This is a genomic window from Marinibacterium sp. SX1 (assembly GCF_050389775.1).
GTDB lineage: Bacteria > Pseudomonadota > Alphaproteobacteria > Rhodobacterales > Rhodobacteraceae > Marinibacterium.
In genome coordinates, this window is the sequence record NZ_CP177149.1 from 31,272 (window position 1) to 53,338 (window position 22,067).

26 protein-coding genes are annotated in these 22,067 nt (G+C 60.3%); 24 read left to right on the forward strand and 2 right to left on the reverse strand.

Features of this window, described 5'->3' with window-relative positions; genetic code table 11:
- The first annotated feature begins 43 nt into the window (after nucleotides 1-43).
- The 6 genes from ACK3BB_RS25245 to ACK3BB_RS25270 all read left to right on the forward strand — a co-directional run bounded on the left by ACK3BB_RS25245 (nucleotide 44) and on the right by ACK3BB_RS25270 (nucleotide 4,271).
- Entirely contained in the window at nucleotides 44-865 is an 822-nt protein-coding gene (locus ACK3BB_RS25245; protein ID WP_428929616.1) for an ABC transporter ATP-binding protein, read from the forward strand.
- Nucleotides 858-1,574, forward strand: a complete 717-nt coding sequence (locus tag ACK3BB_RS25250; RefSeq protein WP_428929617.1) for an ABC transporter ATP-binding protein — start codon at nucleotides 858-860, stop codon at nucleotides 1,572-1,574. Before ACK3BB_RS25245 ends, ACK3BB_RS25250 begins: the two co-directional genes overlap by 8 nt.
- A gap of 6 nt (nucleotides 1,575-1,580) precedes the next feature.
- Nucleotides 1,581-2,459, forward strand: a complete 879-nt coding sequence (locus ACK3BB_RS25255) for a branched-chain amino acid ABC transporter permease (RefSeq protein ID WP_428929618.1) — start codon at nucleotides 1,581-1,583, stop codon at nucleotides 2,457-2,459.
- A 9-nt stretch (nucleotides 2,460-2,468) separates the two neighbouring features.
- The gene (locus ACK3BB_RS25260) at nucleotides 2,469-3,476 is read left to right on the forward strand and encodes a branched-chain amino acid ABC transporter permease (RefSeq protein WP_428929619.1); all 1,008 of its coding nucleotides are present in this window, start codon (nucleotides 2,469-2,471) and stop codon (nucleotides 3,474-3,476) included.
- A gap of 307 nt (nucleotides 3,477-3,783) precedes the next feature.
- Nucleotides 3,784-3,993, forward strand: a complete 210-nt coding sequence (locus ACK3BB_RS25265; protein ID WP_081285328.1) for a helix-turn-helix domain-containing protein — start codon at nucleotides 3,784-3,786, stop codon at nucleotides 3,991-3,993.
- A 77-nt stretch (nucleotides 3,994-4,070) separates the two neighbouring features.
- A complete protein-coding gene (locus ACK3BB_RS25270) occupies nucleotides 4,071-4,271 on the forward strand; it encodes a hypothetical protein (RefSeq protein WP_428929620.1) in 201 nt (66 codons plus the stop codon).
- On the opposite strand, the gene ACK3BB_RS25275 is transcribed toward ACK3BB_RS25270, so the two are convergent.
- Entirely contained in the window at nucleotides 4,265-4,843 is a 579-nt protein-coding gene (locus ACK3BB_RS25275) for a hypothetical protein (RefSeq protein WP_428929621.1), read from the reverse strand. The genes ACK3BB_RS25270 and ACK3BB_RS25275 overlap by 7 nt on opposite strands.
- A gap of 132 nt (nucleotides 4,844-4,975) precedes the next feature.
- Between ACK3BB_RS25275 and ACK3BB_RS25280 the strand changes: the two genes are divergently transcribed.
- The 15 genes from ACK3BB_RS25280 (at nucleotide 4,976) to ACK3BB_RS25350 (ending at nucleotide 17,432) form a co-directional block, all read left to right on the forward strand.
- Complete coding sequence (locus ACK3BB_RS25280; RefSeq protein ID WP_008335576.1) at nucleotides 4,976-5,290, forward strand: hypothetical protein; 315 nt, start codon at nucleotides 4,976-4,978, stop codon at nucleotides 5,288-5,290.
- 103 nt (nucleotides 5,291-5,393) lie between these two features.
- Entirely contained in the window at nucleotides 5,394-5,927 is a 534-nt protein-coding gene (locus ACK3BB_RS25285; RefSeq protein WP_428929622.1) for a lytic transglycosylase domain-containing protein, read from the forward strand.
- A gap of 16 nt (nucleotides 5,928-5,943) precedes the next feature.
- Nucleotides 5,944-6,225, forward strand: coding sequence for a TrbC/VirB2 family protein (locus tag ACK3BB_RS25290; RefSeq protein WP_428929623.1), 282 nt, complete (start codon nucleotides 5,944-5,946; stop codon nucleotides 6,223-6,225).
- A 15-nt stretch (nucleotides 6,226-6,240) separates the two neighbouring features.
- Entirely contained in the window at nucleotides 6,241-6,519 is a 279-nt protein-coding gene (locus tag ACK3BB_RS25295; RefSeq protein ID WP_039983885.1) for a VirB3 family type IV secretion system protein, read from the forward strand.
- A complete protein-coding gene (locus tag ACK3BB_RS25300) occupies nucleotides 6,494-8,887 on the forward strand; it encodes a type IV secretion system protein B4 (RefSeq protein WP_428929624.1) in 2,394 nt (797 codons plus the stop codon). Before ACK3BB_RS25295 ends, ACK3BB_RS25300 begins: the two co-directional genes overlap by 26 nt.
- A gap of 202 nt (nucleotides 8,888-9,089) precedes the next feature.
- The gene (locus ACK3BB_RS25305) at nucleotides 9,090-10,202 is read left to right on the forward strand and encodes a lytic transglycosylase domain-containing protein (protein WP_428929625.1); all 1,113 of its coding nucleotides are present in this window, start codon (nucleotides 9,090-9,092) and stop codon (nucleotides 10,200-10,202) included.
- Nucleotides 10,199-10,966, forward strand: a complete 768-nt coding sequence (locus ACK3BB_RS25310) for a type IV secretion system protein (protein WP_428929626.1) — start codon at nucleotides 10,199-10,201, stop codon at nucleotides 10,964-10,966. The genes ACK3BB_RS25305 and ACK3BB_RS25310 overlap by 4 nt, the downstream gene beginning before the upstream one ends.
- 8 nt (nucleotides 10,967-10,974) lie before the next feature.
- Complete coding sequence (locus ACK3BB_RS25315) at nucleotides 10,975-11,400, forward strand: hypothetical protein (protein WP_428929627.1); 426 nt, start codon at nucleotides 10,975-10,977, stop codon at nucleotides 11,398-11,400.
- Nucleotides 11,401-12,414, forward strand: a complete 1,014-nt coding sequence (locus tag ACK3BB_RS25320; protein ID WP_428929628.1) for a type IV secretion system protein — start codon at nucleotides 11,401-11,403, stop codon at nucleotides 12,412-12,414.
- Nucleotides 12,415-12,431: 17 nt separating this feature from the next.
- The gene (locus ACK3BB_RS25325) at nucleotides 12,432-13,112 is read left to right on the forward strand and encodes a virB8 family protein (protein WP_428929629.1); all 681 of its coding nucleotides are present in this window, start codon (nucleotides 12,432-12,434) and stop codon (nucleotides 13,110-13,112) included.
- A gap of 5 nt (nucleotides 13,113-13,117) precedes the next feature.
- Nucleotides 13,118-13,840 (forward strand): TrbG/VirB9 family P-type conjugative transfer protein, encoded by a 723-nt coding sequence (locus ACK3BB_RS25330; RefSeq protein ID WP_428929630.1) that lies wholly within the window; start codon nucleotides 13,118-13,120, stop codon nucleotides 13,838-13,840.
- Nucleotides 13,841-13,842: 2 nt separating this feature from the next.
- A complete protein-coding gene (locus tag ACK3BB_RS25335; RefSeq protein ID WP_428929631.1) occupies nucleotides 13,843-15,267 on the forward strand; it encodes a TrbI/VirB10 family protein in 1,425 nt (474 codons plus the stop codon).
- Nucleotides 15,267-16,244 carry a P-type DNA transfer ATPase VirB11 gene (gene virB11, locus ACK3BB_RS25340; RefSeq protein ID WP_428929632.1) on the forward strand — a complete coding sequence of 326 codons (978 nt, stop codon included), beginning with the start codon at nucleotides 15,267-15,269 and terminating at the stop codon, nucleotides 16,242-16,244. The genes ACK3BB_RS25335 and virB11 overlap by 1 nt, the downstream gene beginning before the upstream one ends.
- A 206-nt stretch (nucleotides 16,245-16,450) precedes the next feature.
- Nucleotides 16,451-16,825, forward strand: coding sequence for a mCpol domain-containing protein (locus tag ACK3BB_RS25345; protein ID WP_428929633.1), 375 nt, complete (start codon nucleotides 16,451-16,453; stop codon nucleotides 16,823-16,825).
- Nucleotides 16,818-17,432 carry a hypothetical protein gene (locus ACK3BB_RS25350; protein ID WP_394445472.1) on the forward strand — a complete coding sequence of 205 codons (615 nt, stop codon included), beginning with the start codon at nucleotides 16,818-16,820 and terminating at the stop codon, nucleotides 17,430-17,432. Before ACK3BB_RS25345 ends, ACK3BB_RS25350 begins: the two co-directional genes overlap by 8 nt.
- A gap of 98 nt (nucleotides 17,433-17,530) precedes the next feature.
- Here the strand turns inward: ACK3BB_RS25350 and ACK3BB_RS25355 are convergent, their stop codons facing one another.
- Entirely contained in the window at nucleotides 17,531-18,265 is a 735-nt protein-coding gene (locus tag ACK3BB_RS25355) for a hypothetical protein (RefSeq protein WP_428929634.1), read from the reverse strand.
- A gap of 100 nt (nucleotides 18,266-18,365) precedes the next feature.
- Here ACK3BB_RS25355 and ACK3BB_RS25360 point away from each other — a divergent pair, with 100 nt between their 5' ends.
- The 3 genes from ACK3BB_RS25360 to ACK3BB_RS25370 all read left to right on the forward strand — a co-directional run bounded on the left by ACK3BB_RS25360 (nucleotide 18,366) and on the right by ACK3BB_RS25370 (nucleotide 21,886).
- Nucleotides 18,366-19,610: a CBASS cGAMP synthase gene (locus tag ACK3BB_RS25360; RefSeq protein ID WP_428929635.1), complete on the forward strand. Its 1,245-nt coding sequence runs from the start codon at nucleotides 18,366-18,368 to the stop codon at nucleotides 19,608-19,610.
- Nucleotides 19,611-19,715: 105 nt separating this feature from the next.
- The gene (locus ACK3BB_RS25365; RefSeq protein ID WP_428929636.1) at nucleotides 19,716-21,410 is read left to right on the forward strand and encodes a ThiF family adenylyltransferase; all 1,695 of its coding nucleotides are present in this window, start codon (nucleotides 19,716-19,718) and stop codon (nucleotides 21,408-21,410) included.
- Nucleotides 21,407-21,886: a Mov34/MPN/PAD-1 family protein gene (locus ACK3BB_RS25370; RefSeq protein ID WP_428929637.1), complete on the forward strand. Its 480-nt coding sequence runs from the start codon at nucleotides 21,407-21,409 to the stop codon at nucleotides 21,884-21,886. Before ACK3BB_RS25365 ends, ACK3BB_RS25370 begins: the two co-directional genes overlap by 4 nt.
- The last annotated feature ends 181 nt before the right edge of the window (nucleotides 21,887-22,067 follow it).

The following is a 22,067-nucleotide window of genomic DNA, read 5'->3' on the forward strand; positions in this document are numbered from 1 at the left end:
TTGAGCCCGGCCGGACCCTTGACGGGGCCCGGCCCAGGGAAACGTGCAATCTGAAAAGGCGCAGGAAGGAGACAGCATGACCCAGCTATCCGTTCAGAACGTCAGCAAATATTACGGCTCCATGGCCGCAGTCTCGAACCTCAGTTTTGACGTTCAGGACGGCGAGGTTCTGGGCATCGGCGGCCCGAACGGTGCCGGCAAGACAACCCTGTTCGACGTCATTTCCGGACTGACCCCGGCGAGCGAGGGAAAGATCCTGCTGGACGGCGTCAACGTGATCGGCGCGCGGCCGGATCAGATCTGTCATCGCGGCCTGCTCAGGACGTTCCAGCTGAACGCCGGTTTCGACACGATGACCCTGCGCGAGAACGTCCTGATTTCCTGCTACTTCGGACGCCAGAATGTGGTGGCGCCCGGGCTGGGCTTTGACCGCGAAACCCGGCGGCGTGCCGATCGGGCGATCGAGATGGTCGGCCTAAGTCAATTTGCAGATCAGCGCGTCGGAGAAGCCCCGGTTCTGCACCGCAAGCTACTGATGCTGGCCGGGGCCATCGCCTGCGATCCCCGGATCCTGTTGATGGACGAACCCGCTGGCGGCCTCAGCCCTCAGGAGATCGAACAGGTGATTGGCCTGATGCGCGAGCTGCGGGCGGAACTGAATCTGACAATCGTTCTGATCGAACATGTCATGCGCTTCTTTGTGGCCCTGTCGGACCGGGTGATGATCATGCACCACGGCGAAAAGATCTACGAGGGTGCGCCCTCGGGCCTGCTGACAGACCGGACCGTGATCGACGTCTACCTGGGCGAGGGCGCGTCGGAACGACTCAAGCATCTTGTCGAAGCGGAGGCAGCCCATGCCTGATCCATACCTTGAAATTGACGGGCTGGTCTGTGGATACGATGGCGGTGATGTGCTGCGCGGGATCTCCCTTAGCCTGCCCAAGGGCGCGGTGATCAGCGTCATCGGCCCCAACGGGCACGGGAAATCGACCCTGCTCAAGGCGACTTCCGGCCTGCTGCGCGCGCGCAGCGGCGATATTCGCCTGGCAGGTCGCTCCATTCGCAAAAGCCGAGTCGAAGACATCGTCGCACAGGGCGTCGCGCATATCCCGCAGGGCGACATGATCTTCCCCCAGATGTCGGTCCTCGACAATCTCCTCATGGGGGCGCATCTGCCGGATGTGCGGCCAAAGGCGCGCGACAGGCTGGAAGAGGTCTTTGCCACTTTTCCCAAGCTGCGTGACCGGCAGGACCAACTTGCATCCACCCTGTCGGGCGGCGAACGGCGCATGCTCGGCATCGGGCGCGGTCTGATGCTGGGCAGCGGCCTCTTGATGATCGATGAACCATCGCTTGGCCTGTCGCCACTGGTCACCGATCAGATCTACGACGTCATCCGCACGCTGAAGTCGCAGGGGCGCACGATTCTTCTGGTAGAGGAAAACGCCAGCCGAACCATCGGCCTGGCAGACTGGGTCTACCTGCTCGATCACGGCGAATTCGTCTGGGAGGGGCGTAGCGAGACACTGAACGACAATCAGGAAATCCTGACCAGCTATTTCGGAGGGTAGGGGCCCATGGACGCTTTCTTGCAAATCATCATCAGTGGCGCGACGCTCGGGTCCATGTACGCCATCGGCGCGGTCGGCCTGGCCATGGTCTGGGGGTCGCTTGGCATGCTCAACATGAGCCACGGGGCCCTGCTGTCGCTGGGTGCCTATGCGTCCTTTACCGTCATGGACACGCTGGCGATCCATTGGGCGATCGGGCTGCCGCTGACCCTGCTGGTCAGCGGGCTGTGTGGCCTGGCGTTGTACCTGTTTGTCGTCAAATGGATGTATCAGGCACGCGCATTTGACATCAACGTCGTCATCGCCACGGTCGGCATTGCCATCTTGGTGGAAAACGGTCTGATCCAGGCATACAGCGCCTATCCGAAACGACAGCCGCTGAGCCTTGATGGCGGCTTCCTTCTTGGCAACGTCGTTCTGCCTTACCAGACGCTTCTGATCGCGGGGATTTCCCTGGTTCTGGTCTGGCTCATCTGGCGCTTTCTCGAAGTGACGCCAACCGGCCGCAGCATTCGTGCAACCGCCCAGAATCGGGACGCGGCGCAGTTGATGGGGGTCTCGGTAGGCCGTGTCTTCGCGCAGGTGATGATCCTGGCGGGCATCCTTGCCGGCATCTCGGGCATCATGGTGACCTCGATCATCCCGATGTCGCCGACGGTTGGCTACGACCCGATGATCAAGGCCTTCATCGTCTGCGCCGTGGCCGGGCTTGGCAGCATGCGTGGCACCGTTCTCGTGGCTTTTGCCATGGGTCTGGCCGAGGCCCTGGTGCAATACCTTATCGGCTCTCGCTACGGCTTCCCGGCGATGCTGCTCACCGTCATTCTGGTTCTGATCTGGCGCCCCTACGGCGTCTTCGGTCGTCAGACCATCCAACGCGTCTAGGAGGGCGACATGATCAAGTCCCGCAATACGCTTATCGGCCTGCTCCTTGCGGTGGTAGCCGTACTGGTTCCGCTCCTCGATCCAGGCCGGTACATGCTGGTGCAGCTTAGCCTGTTCTTCACCTGGGCCATGGTGGTGACACAATGGAACCTGGTCTTTGGCGTGGCCGGAATATTCTCCCTGGCGCAGATGGCCGTCTTTGCGGTCGGCGCCTATTCCGCCGCGATGCTGGGGCTTTATCTGGGGATGAATTTCTGGCTTGCTTCGCTCGCCGGCGGCTTGCTTGCGGTCTTGTTCAGTCTGGTCGTCGGGCTTGCCACGCTTCGGCTGAAAGGGCCCTATGTCGCGTTGTTGACCCTTTCGGTCAGCTTGGTGTTGTACCAGCTCATTGTGACCGACACCCATTGCTTTTTCTACGAGGGCAACACCTGTTACACATTCACGGGCGGAACGCGGGCGATTGGCAAGTTCGGCGACTTCGGGTTCCGAGAGGCCTTCGGCTACAGCCACGAACTGATCGCGGGCTATTACCTTGGTCTGATCCTGCTGATCTGCGGCACCGTCTTCGCCTTTGCTGTGATGCGCAGCCCGCTTGGCGGCGCGTTCAGGGCGCTGCGCGATAACGAAGCCTATGCAATCTCTCGCGGAATCAACCGGACGAAATACCAATTGCTTGTCTTTGCCGTGTCCGCTTTCTTTACGGGCCTGGCCGGCGCGTTCTATGCGGGCACGTTCAAGGTGGTCGGACCAAATGTGCTTAATCTGTCGCTGATGCTTTTCCTGATCTCGATGCTGGTCGTCGGCGGTCTGGGTCGACCATGGGGCCCACTTGTCGGCAGCGCTTTGTTGATGGCAGCCGACGAAAGCCTGAGCAGCGTCCCGGAATGGCGCATGATTGGCTTAGGTATTCTCACCGTCGTTTTCGTCATAGTCCTGCCAAATGGTCTGACAGGCGCCTGGGATGTCGCGTTGCAAAAATTGCGGAAGGCTCGCACCCACAATGGCGTGAGCACCTGATGCTCTAAAATTTACATAATTTGGCTTATGCGATTTTTGGCCGACCCCAAATTTTGCTGTAGAATTCGTCCTCTACAACCTCCCTGTGGACGACCGACTGGCGGCACCGGTATTGCCGGTGCCGCCCTTTTCCGAAAGAACGATTGAACGGCCCATTATGTTTGCGAGACGGATCATCCCGTGACCTGCGTATTGGCAGGCATCCCATTACGGCGATCTCGCGCCGTTCCAAGATTTCTTCTCTGCACCTTCGAATGTAACATATATCGCGTGGCGATATTTCGCGCACGGTGTCCGTTTCGCGGGCATGAACTTGCGGGACCGTGTAGCACTGAACATCCAGGAATTGAGACGCGCCCGCGGCCTCAGCCAGGAGGAGCTTGCTCATCGGGCCGACGTGAGCCGCGGCCATATGGGCAAAGTCGAGAACGCCAAGTTCGCGGCCTCGCTCGACCTTCTCGAACGCATCGCCAAGGCGCTCAATGTCGACCCCGAAGTACTCTTCGCGAAGCGCTAATCCGATTCCTGAGGCTTTGATCCCGTCCCCCAACGCGAGAGACATAACGGCAAGAACGGTACGAGTGGCGCGGGTACATGGCGAAGAGAAAGACAGGCTGGCCTTTCCAGGAAGGGTTTCTGAACGACGGTACACAGGAGATCCACCTGTTCACCGATTACCGTTGGAATGATGGCTCGGTGAGCCGCCGCTGGCATTTCGATCCTGAACGCTTTGATGCAGACTTGGCCGATCTTCGCCCCGTCTCACTGAAGGTATCGGACCGTTCGGATCAGTAGGAGAACCACTCCGAGTGGCCCATGTTGCCCTCGTAGTCGCCGTATTCGACCATGATGCTGCGGGAGTAGAAATGCCATAGGCCACCACCGCTTGGGTAGGCGATCTCCTGACCGCTTTCCGAGATGAATGTCGCGGGCCAAGGCGTGTGGGATCCGTAGACCCGCTGAATGTAACGGCAGGTCCGGTTCTCTCGATCGCAGGAACGGATCGACCAGTCCCACTGACGCGGCTCGTCGCGCGGCTCGTAGGAGCGCCCAGTGAACCAGATCACATGGGTCCGGTTCAGCCATTCGTATTCGGGCAGATTGGTGTCGAGCTCACCCTCGCCGCCGGGTCCACCCAGCTCGACCGGCACATGGGCAAAGGTGCAGACCCCGAAGGGCGGCAGGCTCGGCCAGGGCGTGATGCGGCGGATCATGGTGCGATAGGCCCGTGCGCAGACCGCACTCGGTGGGAAACCACCCGCCATGCAGAGCATGATGGCGCAGTCGATGTCATAGGCCTGCGCCTTCTCAGGGGCTCCGAACACCGCCATCACCCCCATCGCCGCTGCCATCGCCTGTCGCTTCATGTCGCTCTCCCGCAAAAGTTGCGACAACTATCGCGCAATATGTATTTATCTGCAATATGTCGTATTGACTCCATATGACTTTATGGCCTTAGTGTCGTGAAGTAGAAGGACTCTCGTGGGGAGAGTCCGAACATGCCGATAGCGCGCAACCAAATCCTGATCACCATCGATGGTGTCAAAGACCTGTCCGAGAAGGGCATCGCGTTCCGCTGCCGGTATGAACTCGTGGGGTTCACGGACGATGGCAAGCCGCGCTACCAGTGCATCTACCTGCGCGAGGGCGAGCCGGAAGCCATTCTGGTCTCGACACGGATCACTCCGCACGGGCCAGAGCCGCGGTATTTCAACATATGGCCGGGGCTCTTCAAACATCATCTCGAGTTCGGTGACGGGCGCGATCTGCGCTTTGGTCCTGACTACAGCATCACCCTCGAGGAGCGCGGCTGACGTCATCGCCTTCGGCCGCGACGGCACGGCCCGGACCTCGGGCTGGACCTTTCATGGCGAACGACCTGCCTGGGCGGGGCTGGGTGATAGCGCTGAGGCCAGAGTGGTTCTTGCCTCGCTGGATGCCACACCGCCGTCCGGACGCGACGACATCCTCTCCCTGATCCGCACGACTGCTGACCGGCACCAGGGGAACCGTGCCCTGCGGCAGGTCGGCCTCGATGAGGACGACTGGCTGGTCCTTTTCCAGGCCCTGGTCGAGGCCGAAAGCAGCTACAATCCGACTGCCGTGAGCCCCAAGGGTGCCTATGGTCTTGGCCAGCTGATGCCGGATACTGCCCGTGCACTCGGAGTCGATCCGCGCGATCCCTCCCAGAACCTCGACGGCGCCGCACGCTATCTGCTCGCACAGCTCGCCACGTTCAAAGACATTGACCTGGCGCTCGCGGCCTATAATGCCGGGCCGCACCGGGTGGTCGAGTATTCCGGCATTCCACCCTTCGCCGAGACCCGCGACTACATCGCGCGCATCCACCGGATCCGGTCCCGACTGGCGGGTACACCTGTTTCCGCGCCGGACATCCGCGTCGCTGCCCGGGTGCCTGCGCGCGCTCCGGTCCTCATCGATCTTCAGTAAAACAAGGGAACTTCGCATGCTTCGACATCGCCTCAGCCGCCTCTTGCCTGCCGCCACAACCCTGACGGCCTTCGCAAGCCCCGCCCTCGCGCAGGACTTGTCACCGATCCAGACCATGCTGGAAACCGTCGAGGCCGCGCTGACCGGTCCGATCGGGATCGCGGTCGCCACGCTCGCCGTCATCGGCACCGGTTTCATGTGCATGATGGGGCGGCTGAACTGGGGCTGGTTCGCTTCGGTCATCATCGGGATCGTGCTGATCTTCTCGGCCGGCACCATCGTCGACGGCTTCTCGTGAGAGGAGACCCGAGCAGTGGCAGAACGATCCCCCCTCTTCTTGGGCCTCGCCCGACCCCCCAAGTATCTGGGCCTCCCTGTCGGATACCTCGTGGTGCTGGCGACCGGGGTCGTTCTGCCGTTCATCTGGACGAAGTCGATGGTCTTCTTCCTGATTGGCCTCGTCGCCTATCCGATCCTCTGGTTCGTCGCCGACCGGGAGCCGCATTTCTTCGAGGTGCTGCGGGTCTCCTATGGCTCGGTGCGCCCGACGAAGAACCGCAGCCTGCATGGAGGCGACAGCTTTGGCGCTTGATGCGGGCACTCTTTCCACTCACGGAACCGCCCTGCGTGAGGCGGGCGGCGGGGCGTTCGCGCGGGAGAGCTATCTCGCCGAACACCTGCCGTATTTTGCCCTCGCCGATGACGATGTCATGGTCCTCCGCGACGGCGATCTGATGGCGACCCTGCGCCTTGATGGTCTGAACCCGATGACCAGCGAGGATGCCCGGCTCGACGCGCTCAAACGCGCGGTCGCAGCCATCGTCGCCCAGACCGGCAACGCTTTCGGCTTCTACATCCACCGCATCTCCGTGCCGCAGGATCTCGGGATGCGCTCCGTCGAGGGGGACAGCTTCGCCGCCGCGATCGATGCGCGCTGGCAGGACCACGTCAAAGACCTGCGCCCGGCCAAGCGTCAGCTCTATCTCAGCGTCATTCGGCGCCCCGATATCTCGGCCCGCATTCCGCTCCTGCGCGCGCTGGCCCGTAAGGCCTGGGTCAAGGACCGCGCGACGCGCCTGCAGGAGCTGAACGAGGTCATGGGCTTCTTCGAAGTGGCGCTTGCCTCGGCCAATCCCGTGCGGCTGACCCGCAAGGGAGGCGAATGGCTGGGCTATCTCAACACACTGAACGCCGGCAGCTTCTCCCCCATTGCGTTCGGGCAAAGTGCCCTGCCTCTGTCGCACACCCTGAGCAATTGCCGCGCGACCTTTGATGGCGATGTCGTCACCCTGACCGACGCCGTGACCGGTCAGGTGAAATACGGTGCGCTCTTCTCGATGAAGACCTATCCGGCGCTCACGGACGTCACGCTGCTCGACGCGCTCGACCTGCCGCTCGACATCGTGCTGACGAACTCCTTCAGCCCGATCCCGAACAACATCATGGCCGAACGCATCCAGCGGATCATCCGCCAGATGCACGCCTCAGACGATGCCGCCGTCTCACTGCGCGAGCAGCTCGGCCAAGCCGCCGACGACCAGGAGGCGGGCCGTATCGCCTTTGGAGACCATCACCTTTCTATCGCCGTCTACGCGCCGGACCGCGACACGCTCGAGCGCGCCGCCGCCCAGATCAAGCGCGTCGGTCAGGAGATCATGTCGGTGATCGTGCGCGAAAACATGGCGCTGAAAGCTACCTACTTCGCGCAATCCCCCGGCAACTTCGGCTACCGCGCCCGCAAGACGCCGATCTCCTCGATCAACTTCGCCGACTTCGCGGCCCTCCATGGCAGCGTCGAGGGACGTGGGCCGGACCAGTCGCCCTGGGGTCAGACCATTTCGGTCCTGCCCACGGTCGGCACCTCTGGTTATCGCTTCAATTTCCATGAGGCGGGCAGCCCTGGCAAGGAACCGACCGTTGGCCATACCCTTGTGCTGGGGCGCACTGGCACCGGCAAGACACTGACCACTGCTTTCCTCGCAGCCCAAGCGCAGCGGGTCGGCGCGCGGCTTTTCTTCTTCGACAAGGATCGCGGCCTCGAGATGGCCGTCCGCGCCCTTGGCGGCCGCTACAACGAAATCCGGGCCGGCGTGCCCACGGGCCTCAACCCGCTCGCCACCGAGACCGACGAGCGCGGCCGCGCCTGGCTCTCGGACTGGCTTGCAACCCTTCTTACACGCAATGGCACGCTGACGGGCGAACAATCCCGCCATATCCAGAGCGCCGTCGGCCAAAATGCCGATGCGGGCTTGGCCTTGCAGCGTTTCGCCAGTTTCGAAACCCTGTTCCAGTCGCTCGATGACGATGGCGAGCTGCAGTCCCGCGTTGCCGAATGGGCGCCAGGCGGACGCTATGGCTGGGTTTTCGACGAGCCCGAGCGCGGCGCGGGTCTCAAGCTCACGGGCGATATCGTCGGGTTTGATATGACCGAAATCCTCGACATGACCACCGAGCGGATGGCGGTGCTCTCCTATATCTTCCGCCAGATCGAACGCGTGGTCGAGGATCGCCGCCCCACCATAATCGTGCTCGACGAGGCCTGGAAGCTTCTCGACGATCCCTACTTCGGGGCGCGGCTCGAAAACTGGCTGGTGACACTACGCAAGATGAACTGTGTCGTGATCATGATGACGCAGTACCCGAGCCAGCTGCGCGACAGCCGCGTCGGCAAGACCATCGTCGAGACGGTGCCGACCCAGATCCTCTTCCCGAACGATCGCGCCACCGTCTCCGATTACGATTTTCTCCGCGTCAACGCCAAGGAAGCTGCCCTTCTCGTGCAGCCGACCATCGGCCAGCGCATCGCGCTTATCCGCTCGGCAGGCGACAGCGCCTTCGTCGATGCCGATCTCTCCGCACTTGGCGACCTCCTTCCCATCCTTGGCGGCGGCGCCACTGGCGAGGCCCGCGTGCCCGCCGATTGGCGCGCCAATCCCGATTTCTGGAGACATGTGATATGAGTATAAGACCTCTCCTGGCGCTTAGCGCCGCCGCGAGCCTTCTCGCGGCTTGCGAAAAGTACACCGAGAAAACCTCGCCATGCTTCGGACGCAATGGCGAGCCGCAGGTGACCCGGTCCGCACTTTCCTTCTCGACCATGGGCGCACCGGTTCAGGAGACAGCCAAGCCCGACTGTACCTTCGAACCCCTGCCCCGTCCGGAATGAGCCGCGCCGCGATCATATCCACCGGACTCTGCCTCGTCCTCGGTGCCCTGCCCGCGCTCGCCCAGGGCGTGCCGACGCAGGACAATTCCGCGATCGGGCGCGCCATCGCACGGGTGACGGCACTGGCCGAGGATCTGGGTGTCCAGCAGGACAAGGATCGCACGGAGACGACGCTCGCCGATGTCCAGGCCGACCAGTTGCGCGTCCTCGAGGAGATGACTGCGGCGATCACTGGTCCCGGCTTCGATATCCGCGCGCTCGAAGGCAATGCGGATTTCGGGGTGGCGGCGGTCTATCCCAATACCGATCCAAGCCCGATGAACAGCCGCCTTTTCGGCGAGGGACGAGAGACGGTCGAAATGATGATCGTCGAGGTCGCGGGCGAGTTTGCAGGCGCCCCGGGTGTGGCCCGCGCCGGTCTCTCGGCCACCCAGTGGCGCTGCCTCTTCCAGGCCCTGATCAAACAGGAGAGCCGCTTCAACGTCGCTGCCGAAAGCCCGGTCGGGGCCTATGGTCTGACCCAGCTCATGCCCGGCACCGCGTCTGACCTCGGCGTCGATCGCTATGATGTGAAGGACAACCTGCGCGGCGGCGCGCGTTACATCACCACGCAGCTCAACCGCTTCGGCAACATCCCACATGCACTTGCGGCCTATAACGCAGGCCCCGGTCGGGTCATTGAATATGGTGGCGTGCCGCCCTTTGCCGAGACCCAAGGCTATGTGCGCAACATCTCGAAATTCTACAACGAATACCTCGCCGTGGTGGGCGGTGCCGATGCGCTCGGCACGCTCTCACCTTCAGACTTTGCGCTCGCCGAATATGCCAGCATCTCCGAGGCCGGCGTCTATTACGCGGCCGACAGTTCCGCCACGACCGAACAGGTCATCAATCGGTTGCGCGCCATCATCTTGCAGATCGATGCCCAACCCAATGCCAAGGCGGCCTGGGAACTCAACACCTACGCCAAGGCCGAGATTGGCCGCATCCTCAACCTCCGCGTCCGGCTGATGGCGGCGAACCAGCAACGCGAAGCCGCCTACGCGCAGCACCTCGTGGCAGATCGGCTGGCCGAGCGCGACTTCATGCAGATGGGAGTTCCCGAATGAGACAGCTTCTCCTGACCGCCGCGGCGGTCACCACACTCGGGTTTACCTCGCCCGCCACGGCCCAGGGCGTGCCAACTTTTGATGGCTCGCAGCTTGGTCAACTCGTGGCCCAGCTTGAGCACATGGCTGAGGACCTGAACGTCCAGATGCAGCAGCTCGCGACCATGCGGCTGGAACTGGAAACCCAACTGTCGCAGTTGACGAACCTCGAGGCGCAACTGACCTCGCTCATCGAGGGTAACGGGCTCGGCGAGCTCTTTGCCACGGTCGAAGAATTCCGCGCGCTGCGTGGTAAGCTGGTCGCCCCGCTCAATACCGCGCAGTCTTTGGCCAGTGGCGATTTCCTGAGCGGGTTCAATCCCGGCACAGAACTCTCGGCCTCGGTCGAGCGCGTCCTTTCAGGCAGCGGCTTTACCTCGGAACGCCTGAGCACGCTTTCAGGCTCTGACCAGCCCGCCGACAACCGCATCGCCACCTCGGCCGGGGCCAGCGCCATGCTGTCTGTCGCGGCGCAAGAAAGCCATGAAGAAGCAGGTCAAAGCCTCGAGCGGCTCGAGACCATGGTCGGGCTCATCGACGATCAGGACGGGCTGAAGGCCGCCGTCGATCTCAACACCCGTGTCACCGCCGAACTTGGCATCATCCTGACCCAGATCTGGCGGCTGGAAGCAGCCCAAGGCGTCAGCGCCGGCCAGCTTGGCGTCGTCGATGCCGCGACCCTCGCGGATGAGCGCAAGTTCCGGTCGATGGCGGTGGATCCATGAGGCAATCCATGACCCGCAGCTTGGCACCAATCCGGTCTCTTTGTCTCGCAGCACTTGTCGTGAGTGCCCTGCCCAGTGTTGCGTTGGCCCAAACCCCGACCACGCAGCCCTCCGGTGACACGCCCTTCAACTCGATGGCCATCGCGCGGGACCGGGCCGACGCATGCCGTGTCCGGAAACCGCCCATCGATCTGGCTGAGACCGCCTATCTGCGCAACGGCTACCGCGCGATCCTGCGCATCCTGATCGCCGAGGAAGCGCTCACCTCGGAAACCTGCACCTGCCTCTTGGACACATTCAGCTGGGATCAGGCGCTCACCGCCCTGCCCCGGTTCCAGACTTCGGACAACCCGCGCTTGCCGTTCAAGGTGCTGGACCTTTACGCCAAAGCCGACGCGCTCGAGGCGCAAGTTGTGGAGGCCTGTGCGGAATAGATGGGCGTTATTCGCGACATCCTGAGCCAGGTCGACGCCGCGGTGGATACCGTGGCGCAGGACGGCTTTGTCTCCTCGGCGGGTGCCGTCGGCGACGTGATCTCCGCTGGGGCCGCGCTCCTTGTCGTGCTCCTCGGGATCAATGCGGTGATGCAGCTCCGCCCCCTGCCTTTCGGCACCGGCTTTGCCTTTGGGATGAAGATCGCTCTGGTGGGCATATTCGCCCAGAGCTGGGACAATTTCAGCGTCATCTATGACATCGTCACGCAGGTCCCGGACTCCGTCGGCGCCTCGATCCTCGCCCTCACCGGTTCGGGCGACGAGGCCGGGATCTATGAAAGCCTCGACAACATGGTCGCCCGCATCACCGCCTATGGCGACACGATCGGCGACCGCGCGGGCTGGGTGTTCGGGGCGGTGCTCGGCGCGATCTTCTTCGTCCTTTCCGCCGTCTTCGCTGCTGTCACCGCCGGGATCATCGCCTTCGCCCGCATCGTCTTCGCGCTGATGATCGTGATCGCCCCCTTCATGATCGTGACCTCGCTCTTCAAGCCGACCCAGTCCCTCTTCGAGGCCTGGACCCGCGCCACCATCGGCTATGCGCTCATGCCGGTCGCCGCCGCAGGCGCCGCGGGCATCATCGTGGCCATCGCCGAGGCCATTGGCGACGCCTCCGCCGATCCGGGCGATGTCGAGACAGTGAGCCTGATCCTGCCCTTCCTCGTCATCCTGATCCTCAGCGCCGGAATCATGGCCTCGGTCCCCTACATCGCCTCCAACCTCACCGGCGTCGTCGGCATTGCCTCGAATGCCGTGGGCCTGACCGGCCTCGCGCGGCAGGGCTTCGTGAACACGCGGGAGTACGGCACCGGCGCAACCTCGCGCCTCGTCACCGGAAAATCCCCGCATGAGCTGAACCAGATGGCCAATGCGGGCGTGGTCAAAACCGGCGTGATGATCCGGCAAAGCCCCGGCGCGCTTCTCTCCGCCGCCAAGGCCTTCCGCAAACCCTGATGTGAAAGACGATTGACTTGAAGAAGCTTGTGACCAGTTCATCTGCGCCTGACCGCGACGCGTTTGAGGCGGATTTCATCTACGGGCCAAGGCGGCGCGAGCGCTTTGCGTGGTTCGTCGCGGCGGCGGGCGTGCTGGTAGGCGTCGCCGGCATGGTCGCGGGCGCGAGCCTCTTTCCGCTCAAATCGACCGAGACATTCGTGGTCGTCGTCGACAAGGAAACCGGTGACATGGACCGTGTGGCCGCCGTCCAGGCCCTGACGCTCTCGGAGAGCGACGCCATCATCCAGGCCAATCTCGTGGCCTATGTCGACGACCGAGAAACCTATGACCTGACCGATGGCGAGCAACGCATCAACTCGGTGCTCGATCGCTCGGACGGCGACGCCGCCCGCACGCTGCGCGATCTCTGGTCCTCCAGCAACGAGGACTACCCGATCACGGTCTATGGCCGTGACGCCAAGATCGAGGTGGTCATCAAGTCCGTGAACCAGATCGAGCGCGGTGTGGCCCAGGTCCGCTTCACCCGCACGCTGCGCCGGCCGCGCGACACGCGCACCGTCACCCGGTCCTATGTCGCCACTGTCGGCTACGACTTCCAACCCGAAACCCGCCAGCGCCTTCAGGACGTCTGGGCCAACCCCTTGGGCTTCGTGGTGACCTCCTACCGCGTCGACGCCGAGACCCTGGAGAACTAACCCAAATGAGATCTCTACCTGCGCTCCTTCTGGCGCTTGCCATTCCTGTTGCCGCACTCGCCGAGGCCACTCCCCAAGGTGGCCCGCTCGACATCCGCATCCGCACCGCCGTCTATAACGAGAACCAGGTCTACCGGATCGAGACCGATCTCAGGCATTCGACGACGATCCATTTCGGGGCGGGGGAACGCTTCGAGGCGGTGATTGTCGGCGACACCGAAAGCTTCCAGGTCGATCCGATCCCCGAGCTTGGCAATGTGCTCACGATCAAACCGCATGTGGCACAGGCCTCGACCAACATGACGGTCATCACCAATCGCCGCACCTATTCCTTCCATTTGCGCGAAGGTTCGATCCCGAACCGCACCGGCATGTTCTTCGAGGTGCGCTTCCGTTACCCCGACGAGGAGCGCCGCGCGACGGCTTCCTCCCAGCCCAAGGGGTTCGAGGCCCCGCGCAACTACAACTACCGCGTCTCGGGAGAAGGGGATTTCCGCCCCAGCCATATCTATGACGACGGACGCTACACGTATTTCGTCTTCCCGGAAAACGCCCGTCAGCCCGCCCTCTTCAAGGCCGATGACCAGGGCCGTGAGCGCACGGTCAACTGGACCCAGCAAGGCAACACGGTCCGGGTGCTTGGAGTGAACACCTACTGGACGCTGCGCATCGGCGACGAGGCGATCTGCGCCTGGCGCGACGAGAGCGCCATCTATGTGAGCAACTGACCATGGCCGATCAAACCCCTCCCGACCTGCAGAACCGTCTTGATCAATTCAGCCAACGCGGCAAATCCAAACGCCGCGGCAACAGCCTCGGGGTCGGCGCGTTCGCCGCCGCCCTCGCCCTCGGTGGGGCCGGGGTCGCATACTTCCTGGCGACCGGTTTGCAAGAAGGTGACAGTGCGCTTGAGACCTCAGATGTCGAGACCTTCCAGGACCGCCGTCCCGGCACCGGCGGGCGGCTGGAGTTTCCGCCTGACGAGACCGAGCAACGGGTCAATGACGCGCTGATCGCCGTTGAGGAAGCGCTGGAAGTGCCCGCGGTGCCGGCACCTGAGCCGAGCGCCGAAGTGTTGGCCGAGATCGCCAAGCTCCGCGAGGCCCTCGCCGCCAGCCAGGCCGCGCGCAACTCGGAAATCCGGTCCGCCGTTGCCGACCTGCGCGAAGCCTTCGACGAACAGAAGGCCGCGCTTGAAGCGACGCTCGCCGCCAAGGAAACCGAACTGGCCAACCTGCAGCGCCAGACCGAGACCCGCATTGAAGGCCTGCAAGCCATGCTCGATGCCGAAAGGGCGCAGCGCGAGGGGCTTGAGGCCGAGCTCGACCGCGAAGGGCTGATCGCCGATCAGCGCCTGCTCGAAGAACGCCGCCGACAGGAAGAAGAACAACGCCAGCGCGAAGCCGAACGGGTCGCCGAGGAACTTCTGACCGCGCAGATCAAATCCCCCGCCGTTGTCTATGCCGATGGTCCGCGGGGTGGCCAAAGTGGCGCGGCAGTGGCCGATCCAGCTGCCAATGGCGCTCAGGGGCCAACCCTCTCGGGCAATGAGGCGTTCCTGCAGAGTGCGCGACCGCTCGAAGTGCAAGAGGCCGCGCGCCTCACCCATCCCGAACGCACCCTGACCCAAGGGTCAGTCATTCAGGCGGCGCTCCAGACCGCCATCAACAGCGACTTGCCGGGGTCTGTCGTCGCAGTCGTCTCCGAGCCGGTCCCGGCGTTTTCCGGGGACCGGATCCTGATCCCCCGGGGCTCCCGCCTTTTTGGCCAATACCGCTCCGGGATCGAGATGCACCAGAAGCGCATCCTGATCCTCTGGACCCGCGTCCTGACCCCGGACGGTACTTCGATGGAAATCGCGGCCGTGGGCGGGGACCAACTCGGTCGCTCGGGCCTCACTGGTCTCGTCGACACCAAGTTTGCCGAGCGCTTCGGCGGGGCGGCCCTGATTTCCGTGATCGGGGCGGCGCCAGCCGTTGCAGCGGAGAGCGCCAACAATGAAACCACCAGCATCGTCCTAGGTGATGTCGGCAGCGACCTGCAGGACGCGGTTGGATCGGTCATTGCCGATCAGGTCTCTATCGCGCCCACGATCTATGTCGACCAGGGGGCCTTGGTCACGGTGCTCGTCGATAGAGACGTGGTTATTTACTGATGGATCAGGGATCACCAGCCTCATACCTCGAGCGCTATCTCGATCCGTTCCGCGACCTTTTGCGGCGCGATGACGTGGTCGAGATCGCGATCAACCCTGACGGCAAGGTCTGGCTCGAGGTCGCGGGTGACGCCACCATGCGCCACGAAGGCCAGAACATAGACCGCACCACCGCCCTCAACATGGCCCAGACCATCGTTGGCGATGCCAAGGCCCGCGTCTCTGAAAAGAACCCTCTCGTCTCCGGCAAGGTGGAATATGCTGGCCGCCCGCTCCGGGTCCAGGTCGCCGTGCCGCCCGCCATCGATCGCGGGGCCTCCATCACAATCCGCCTCTTCGCCTCGGGCAGCCTCCGGGACTACACACCCACCTATCTCTTCGGCAAGGCCGTCTCGCTCGATGCCCTCCGCGCCGAGAAAATGAAAAACATCGCTAGTCTTGCCGAGGAAAATCTCGAGGCCGCACTGCAGACCCTTGTCAAAGCGCGGCTCAACGTCCTGATCAGCGGCGGCACCTCGACCGGCAAGACTACCTTCGCCCGCCATCTCCTGACCCATGTAAGCGAGCACGAGCGGCTGATCACCATCGAAGACGCCTTCGAGCTGTTCCCCGGCCAGCCGAACACCGTCGCCCTCCTGGCCGACCGCGGCGCCGGGTCGCAACGCAGCGCCAACGCCCTCCTCCAAGCCTCCCTCCGCATGCGCCCCGACCGGATCATCGTTGGCGAGCTGCGCGGCGCCGAGGCCCTGACCTATCTCGAGGCGATCAACACCGGCCATGGCGGGTCGGTCTCCACCATCCACGCGGAAACCGCGGAACTCGCCATCGACCGGTTGGCGATCATGGTACTGCAGGCAGGGACGCCGCTGACATTTGCCGAGGTGCGGGAATACATCCGGAAATCCATAGATGTGATCGTGCAGCTGGGACGGGTCGAGGGGAAGCGCGGGATTACGGAGTTCTATCTGCCAAGCTAGATGCGACTTTCCAACGGAGGGCGGAGAACCCGTTTGTAGCATCATAGCATGGCATTTGCGGTGGTGACCATCCGCAGTGTTCGCTGTTCCGCGCCAAAATTGACTGGTTACGCATATCTCTTTGATATAACTCATGGAACGGTAACTCCACGACGTGTTCTCCTTTTGAAGGACATCGCTGGACAATGAACGATTTGGAACCGTGAATGATTTATGTAGCGATTGACGGCGATGACATCGGTAGAAAGCTCGCAAGCTGCTATCTTTCGAACCGCGTGGATGATCTTATGGCGACTAAGGACTTGGTCGATCTCACAACCCAACACATTTCCGACTTGCTAATCCGATTGGGCTACGAAGTTTTCTTTTGTGCCGCAGATGGGGTAACTGGAGCTTTGAAGGTAGAGAAAATAGATGTGGGCGCATTGTACCAAGAAATAGAAAATATCGCTGGTCACGAACTTTCGTTCTCTGTCGGAGTCGGAAAGTCTCTGCGCGAAGCATACGTAGCGCTTCTTTACGCAAAGAGCACGGGGAAAGGTCGAGCTTGTGAGTACAGCTCGATTGGCTCAAATGTTTAGGGTTATCAGTTTCACGTATTTGCTACGCTACGTAGCGATTGCAACCACAGCCCTAAGTATCTTTGCTTATTGGGGTGCAGAACGGGTGTTACAAAGCGATTTGCCAATCGTTCGCCTTTTGTCTGTAGCGCCTTGGGTAGTTTTGGTTGTTATACTTGCAATCACAACCAATTCAACTTCACGACCAATTTGGAAGCTACTCAAAAGGTTCAACTCTTCCCTTTACCCCGACTTAAATGGGACATGGGAAGGCGAGATCACTCTTGAAGGAGGGCAGAAAATTCCGGCAAGAGCGGTAATTCGGCAAAACCTCCTTGAGGCGCAAATTGATCTACACACAGAGACCTCAAAATCCTCGACACTTGAAACTACACCGGTAATCGAAGCGGGGCAATTCAAGCTGTACTACACATATCGCTCAACACCTTCGAACGTGAAGTGGCCATCTTATACCGGATCTACGATCCTTGATGTGCGCAATGCGGCCCTAAAGGCGCCGAATTCACTTGAGCTGTCCGGCTACTACTACACTAATAGAAAGACTTGCGGGCGAATAATCTTGAAACAAACTTCCACCAAGACAGACGTGGAGGTCTCATACTATTAGCACTCTACTCCAGGGACGGACCTGGATCAAATATCCGAAATCTCCACTGAGTAGCTTCAAATTCACTTGATTAATGCCACCATTTCGTTCTCCGGGCTCTAATCAACTTTCCTTTTCATTCGAATTAGTCCGGCAGCATTAAGCCCTCGATGCCAAGAGCGATTTTGCCAGAATTCACCCTTCAGCTCGCTTCCGTCTTCGTTTAGTTTGAGGCTAGCGGCTCCCTGATATACTTGCTCGTCGGTTACAGCTAGCCGCGCACCATTCTCACGCTTGTTTTTCGCTTCAAATATCCAAGCCATGGTCTTGGTACCATTTTCTGCTTTGAAGAACTCAACGGAAATCGTTTTCGACTCGAGCAACGGATCTGTATCGTTTGGCAAGAACTCGACGTCAGTTCGGAACCACGTCTGTTTTATTCGCACTTCAAAGTTGCGCTCCAGGAGGCCGGGAAGAGCTGCGTCATCAAAGACATCGAAACGAGTCTCGGTGCTGTTTGCGGCATCCTTCATTTTTTCGACGATTGAGAAGTTGGACTGCAAGCTTGCAGTCCAAATCCCGTTGAGGTCGTAGAAGAGCACCTCGCTTAACTTGCGGCCGACATATGGAAGCTTCCAGACGACCCTCCATCCTTGCGCCACGAGAAAAAGAGCCAAAAGGCCCGAAATTAGTGACGCTAGCAAACGAGTTGTCAACGCGTCTGCAAGCAATGGCGCCAAGGCTGGCACTTTCGCGCTGATCCACAGAATCCCTGCCTCGAGCAGTGGCAGCATCCCTAGTGCGAGATATACGGCGATAGTGACCCAGAACTTTAGGGGAACAAACTTTGCCACGACGCTCAACCTCTGGTATTGAAGACTCGGCCCATTGCCCCCAAGTATATGGGCAAGCGGCGTCACCACCACAAGATAAGATCAGAAGAGGGACAGTTTAATGCCTGTTAACGCACATAGAGCCTTTGTGTCCCGACCCTCGGGTTACAAGTTCGCATTGAACCTTTCAGAGGAGCAGGAACAGACACTGCGAAACGCTCGGGATGACATTCGCAGCGAAATCTCCTCTCAGTTTGGGTCATTTGCTAAGGCTCTAGGTGATCGGGCTCTGTTCGAAGATCAAGCACCTGTACTTGTGCGGAGCTACCAGACACCGAAGTTCAAGATGCAGGGCAGCTTCTCATACCACACGTGCAACCAACCTGCGCATGTGCCGCCTCAGGAGATCGACTTGGACGATGGACTTTTCATGCCCGTTTCCTATTTTCAAAAGGGCGGAGACAGATCCCCTGTGATTCAAAGCGCAGCCTACTTTTCCATTATCGAACGCATCCTAGCGCCACTTTGCGACAAGAAGGGTTGGCAACTCGTAACGGACAAGCCTTCGTGCATCCGCGTCAAGATTGACAACACCATGCACACCGACCTCGCACTTTACTCGGTGCCGGATACGGATTTTCAGCGCATCGTGAAAGATGCCCAAAGTCGTGGTGTAGACTTCACAGCCGAACTAATGATGGAAGATACCGCGTATAGAATGTTGTCTCACGACGAGATGATGCTCGCGCACCGCAACGAGGGTTGGATGAAATCCGACCCGCGAAAACTCGAAGACTGGTTTGTCGATGCCGTGAAACAATACGGCGAGCAGGTCCGAACCGTCAGCCGCTATCTAAAGGGCTGGAAAGACTTCCAATGGCCCGAAGGAAGGTTGGCATCGATTGCACTCATGGCCGCAGTCGTGTCGGTCTTTGAGAAGGCGTCGGCAGCAATTGCCAGCGATAGGGACGATCTGGCGTTGTTGCGAGTCGCGGAAGACTTGCCCGACTTTCTCGCCAATGACATTCCAAACCCTGTCGTAGAAGGCGCGCGGTTGGATCAGGGTTGGTCACCTGAGGAACGCAGCGATTTCGTTGCGAAGGCCAGGGTGCTTGCTGAGCGTCTGAAAGACGCGCTGACACAGACGTCAGACCGCACGGCAGCTTTCGAAGCCCTACAAAACCAATTTGGCGGGCGTATCCCAGACGATCTAACCCTCTATGTGCCCGACGCTGGCCTTGAGACAAAGGCAAGCGAGTTGGCTGCACCTGCTGCCCTTACCTTGGGGATTGTGGACAAGGTTGACGCTGAGCAAAGCAATGACCTCGCCGCTGTTAACAAGCAGGGCGGAGGCCGCTACGGGTAGTCGGCATTGACTGGGCCGTCTGAACCTACCGATCTCATGATAGCTGAGTTATCCCGCTGGGTGCTCGCTCAATGTCCGAATGCGCGAGACCTCACGCAGGGCGAATTGTCTCTATACGAGGCCAAGGACCCGATCCACGGATGGGTTGTCCCGTTTGAACATCAAGCTGACCGCTTTGATCTGCAAGTGGTGCTCTTGCAGGATTTCCCGTGGACAAAGCCGCGCGTGTACTGCACCGAAAAATTTCGGTTTATGCAATATCCGCATATCGAAAAAGACGGTGCATTTTGCCTTTACCCACCGGGGACAGAGCACAATCCTTTGAACCCCAAAGGGTTAATATGGGACGCTATCAAAGAAGCCACTCGATTGATCGTCGCTTCATACGACGACGCGTTTATGAGTGATTTCTCGGACGAGTTCGATTCTTATTGGAGCAAAACTGATGGGGGCAAAAACATCGTCAGCCTCCTGTCGCCCGGCGGTCCCTCTCGTCGGGTGTCCCTGTGGTGCAGTACAGGTGATTACTATCTGGCAGATGACCACACGGCCTTGGAGAGTTGGCTTCGCAACCGTTTTCCGGGGAACAAGAAGGACTACAAATTCAACACCGCGACACACATCGCCCTCAATAGGCCCATTCTGCCTTCGGAATACCCGAGGTCGGCGGCGGCGGTTCTACGCTTTTTGCGGGAGCTGGCACCCGAATCCGTAGAACTGCTGGAAGATGCGGCTGTAACCGCTGATGACAAGTTCACCGTTTCCTTCGAGGGGCGCACGGATGATGGGCCGGTGTTTTTCGCCGTCGAAGTCGTGCCTCCCGTCAAACAGGGTATGAAAGCCGGGCGACGCCCAGACATGGTGCAGAAGGGCTTTCGGCCTGGAAAGGTACCGCCCCATATCCGAATGCAGCGGCTGTTCGGGGGGAACAAGGTTGAGCGCCACGAGACTATGCGCGCGGACCCATCGTGGATTCATGGGCGCGACACCCCTAAAGTCGCCCCTTTGTTTGATAAGCGTGTTCTGATGATCGGTGCGGGATCATTGGGAAGCGAGGTTGCTCTGCTTCTGGCCAAGACGGGTGTTGGCACGATCTCATTGGTCGACCCGGAACTTCTGGACTATCCCAATGTTGGGCGTCATATGCTCGGGGTCACGCAAGTCAGGACGTTTAAAGCCAAGTCACTGGCAGAAAAATTGGCTGGTGACTTCCCGCATATGCGCTCAATCCAGTACTTTGCCGAGGACTGGCAATCGCTCTACGGCGTACGTTCTGAGATTTTCCACAACACCGATTTGATCGTGTCCACGGTTGGCAGTTGGGTGGCTGAAGGCAGGCTTAACCAAGTGGCTAGGAACGAAGCGGATTTCCCCCCTGTGATCTATGGGTGGGCAGAACCTTTTTCTGTGGCAGGACACGCCGTATTGATCGGCTCCAATGGCCCATGTCTTGCTTGCGGCATGGACCATTTCGGAAGGGCGCGACAAACAGTGTGTGAGTGGGACACCGAGACGACCCGCAAACAGCCACATTGTGGGGCCAGTTTTCAGCCGTATGGGCCAGTATCGTTGTCAGGCGTAGCGGCCTTAGTGGCGAAGACCTCAACGAAAGCATTGCTCGGTGAGGTGCACCCCGGGGCAGAGGCCGTTTACTGGGCTTCGAAGGAAGAAATTGCCGAGCAAGGAGGGCGCTTCACCCTGGACTTCCTAAAATGCTTTTCTGACGTTCCTGAGTTCGGCGGAACGAGGAGATTTGAGTGGAGGCAAAAGCGAGACTGTGCTTTTTGCGGAGAAACATGAGTATTCGTTACCCCATTGGAGAAAGTGGACAATTCCTCACCCTGGAACAGGATGTTCTCGATCACCTTGCTAAATGGCGACAGTTGGGCCCGAAAATGCCTGAAGCTGGTGGGCAGCTATTTGGCGCGGTCGAAGGTCAATGCATCCAAGTCAAGCTGGCAACCGGTCCGAGGCGGTCCGACCGACGAGGGCGCTTCTTTTTTATCGCAGACCGTTTTGCGGAACGCCGGGAGATCAGCACATTGCACCAATCTGGGCTGCACTATTTCGGAGATTGGCACACTCACCCGCAACCCATTCCCACCCCTTCTGAAACTGACATTTCATCAATGGCTGACCTGTTCGCTCGCTCAAAGCATGAGTTGAATGCGTTCTTGATGGTCATAGTAGGAACTGCTGGGTTTCCTGAGGGTCTGCATGTATCTCTTCATGAGGCGAACTCGTGGTCGAAACTAGCTTCGAAGAAGTCCCAATGAGATTGCCAATTTTTCATTCAGCCAGAGACTAAAAGTCTCTGCACACCAAATGAACGACTGCAATGATGATCTTACATTATTGCCCGAAAGTTCTTTGAGTGATTACATTGGCTCAATTCGATAGCAGGAAATGAACGGAAGACTTTACTATTTTCTATCGCCGCCAGTACCGGTCTCCCTG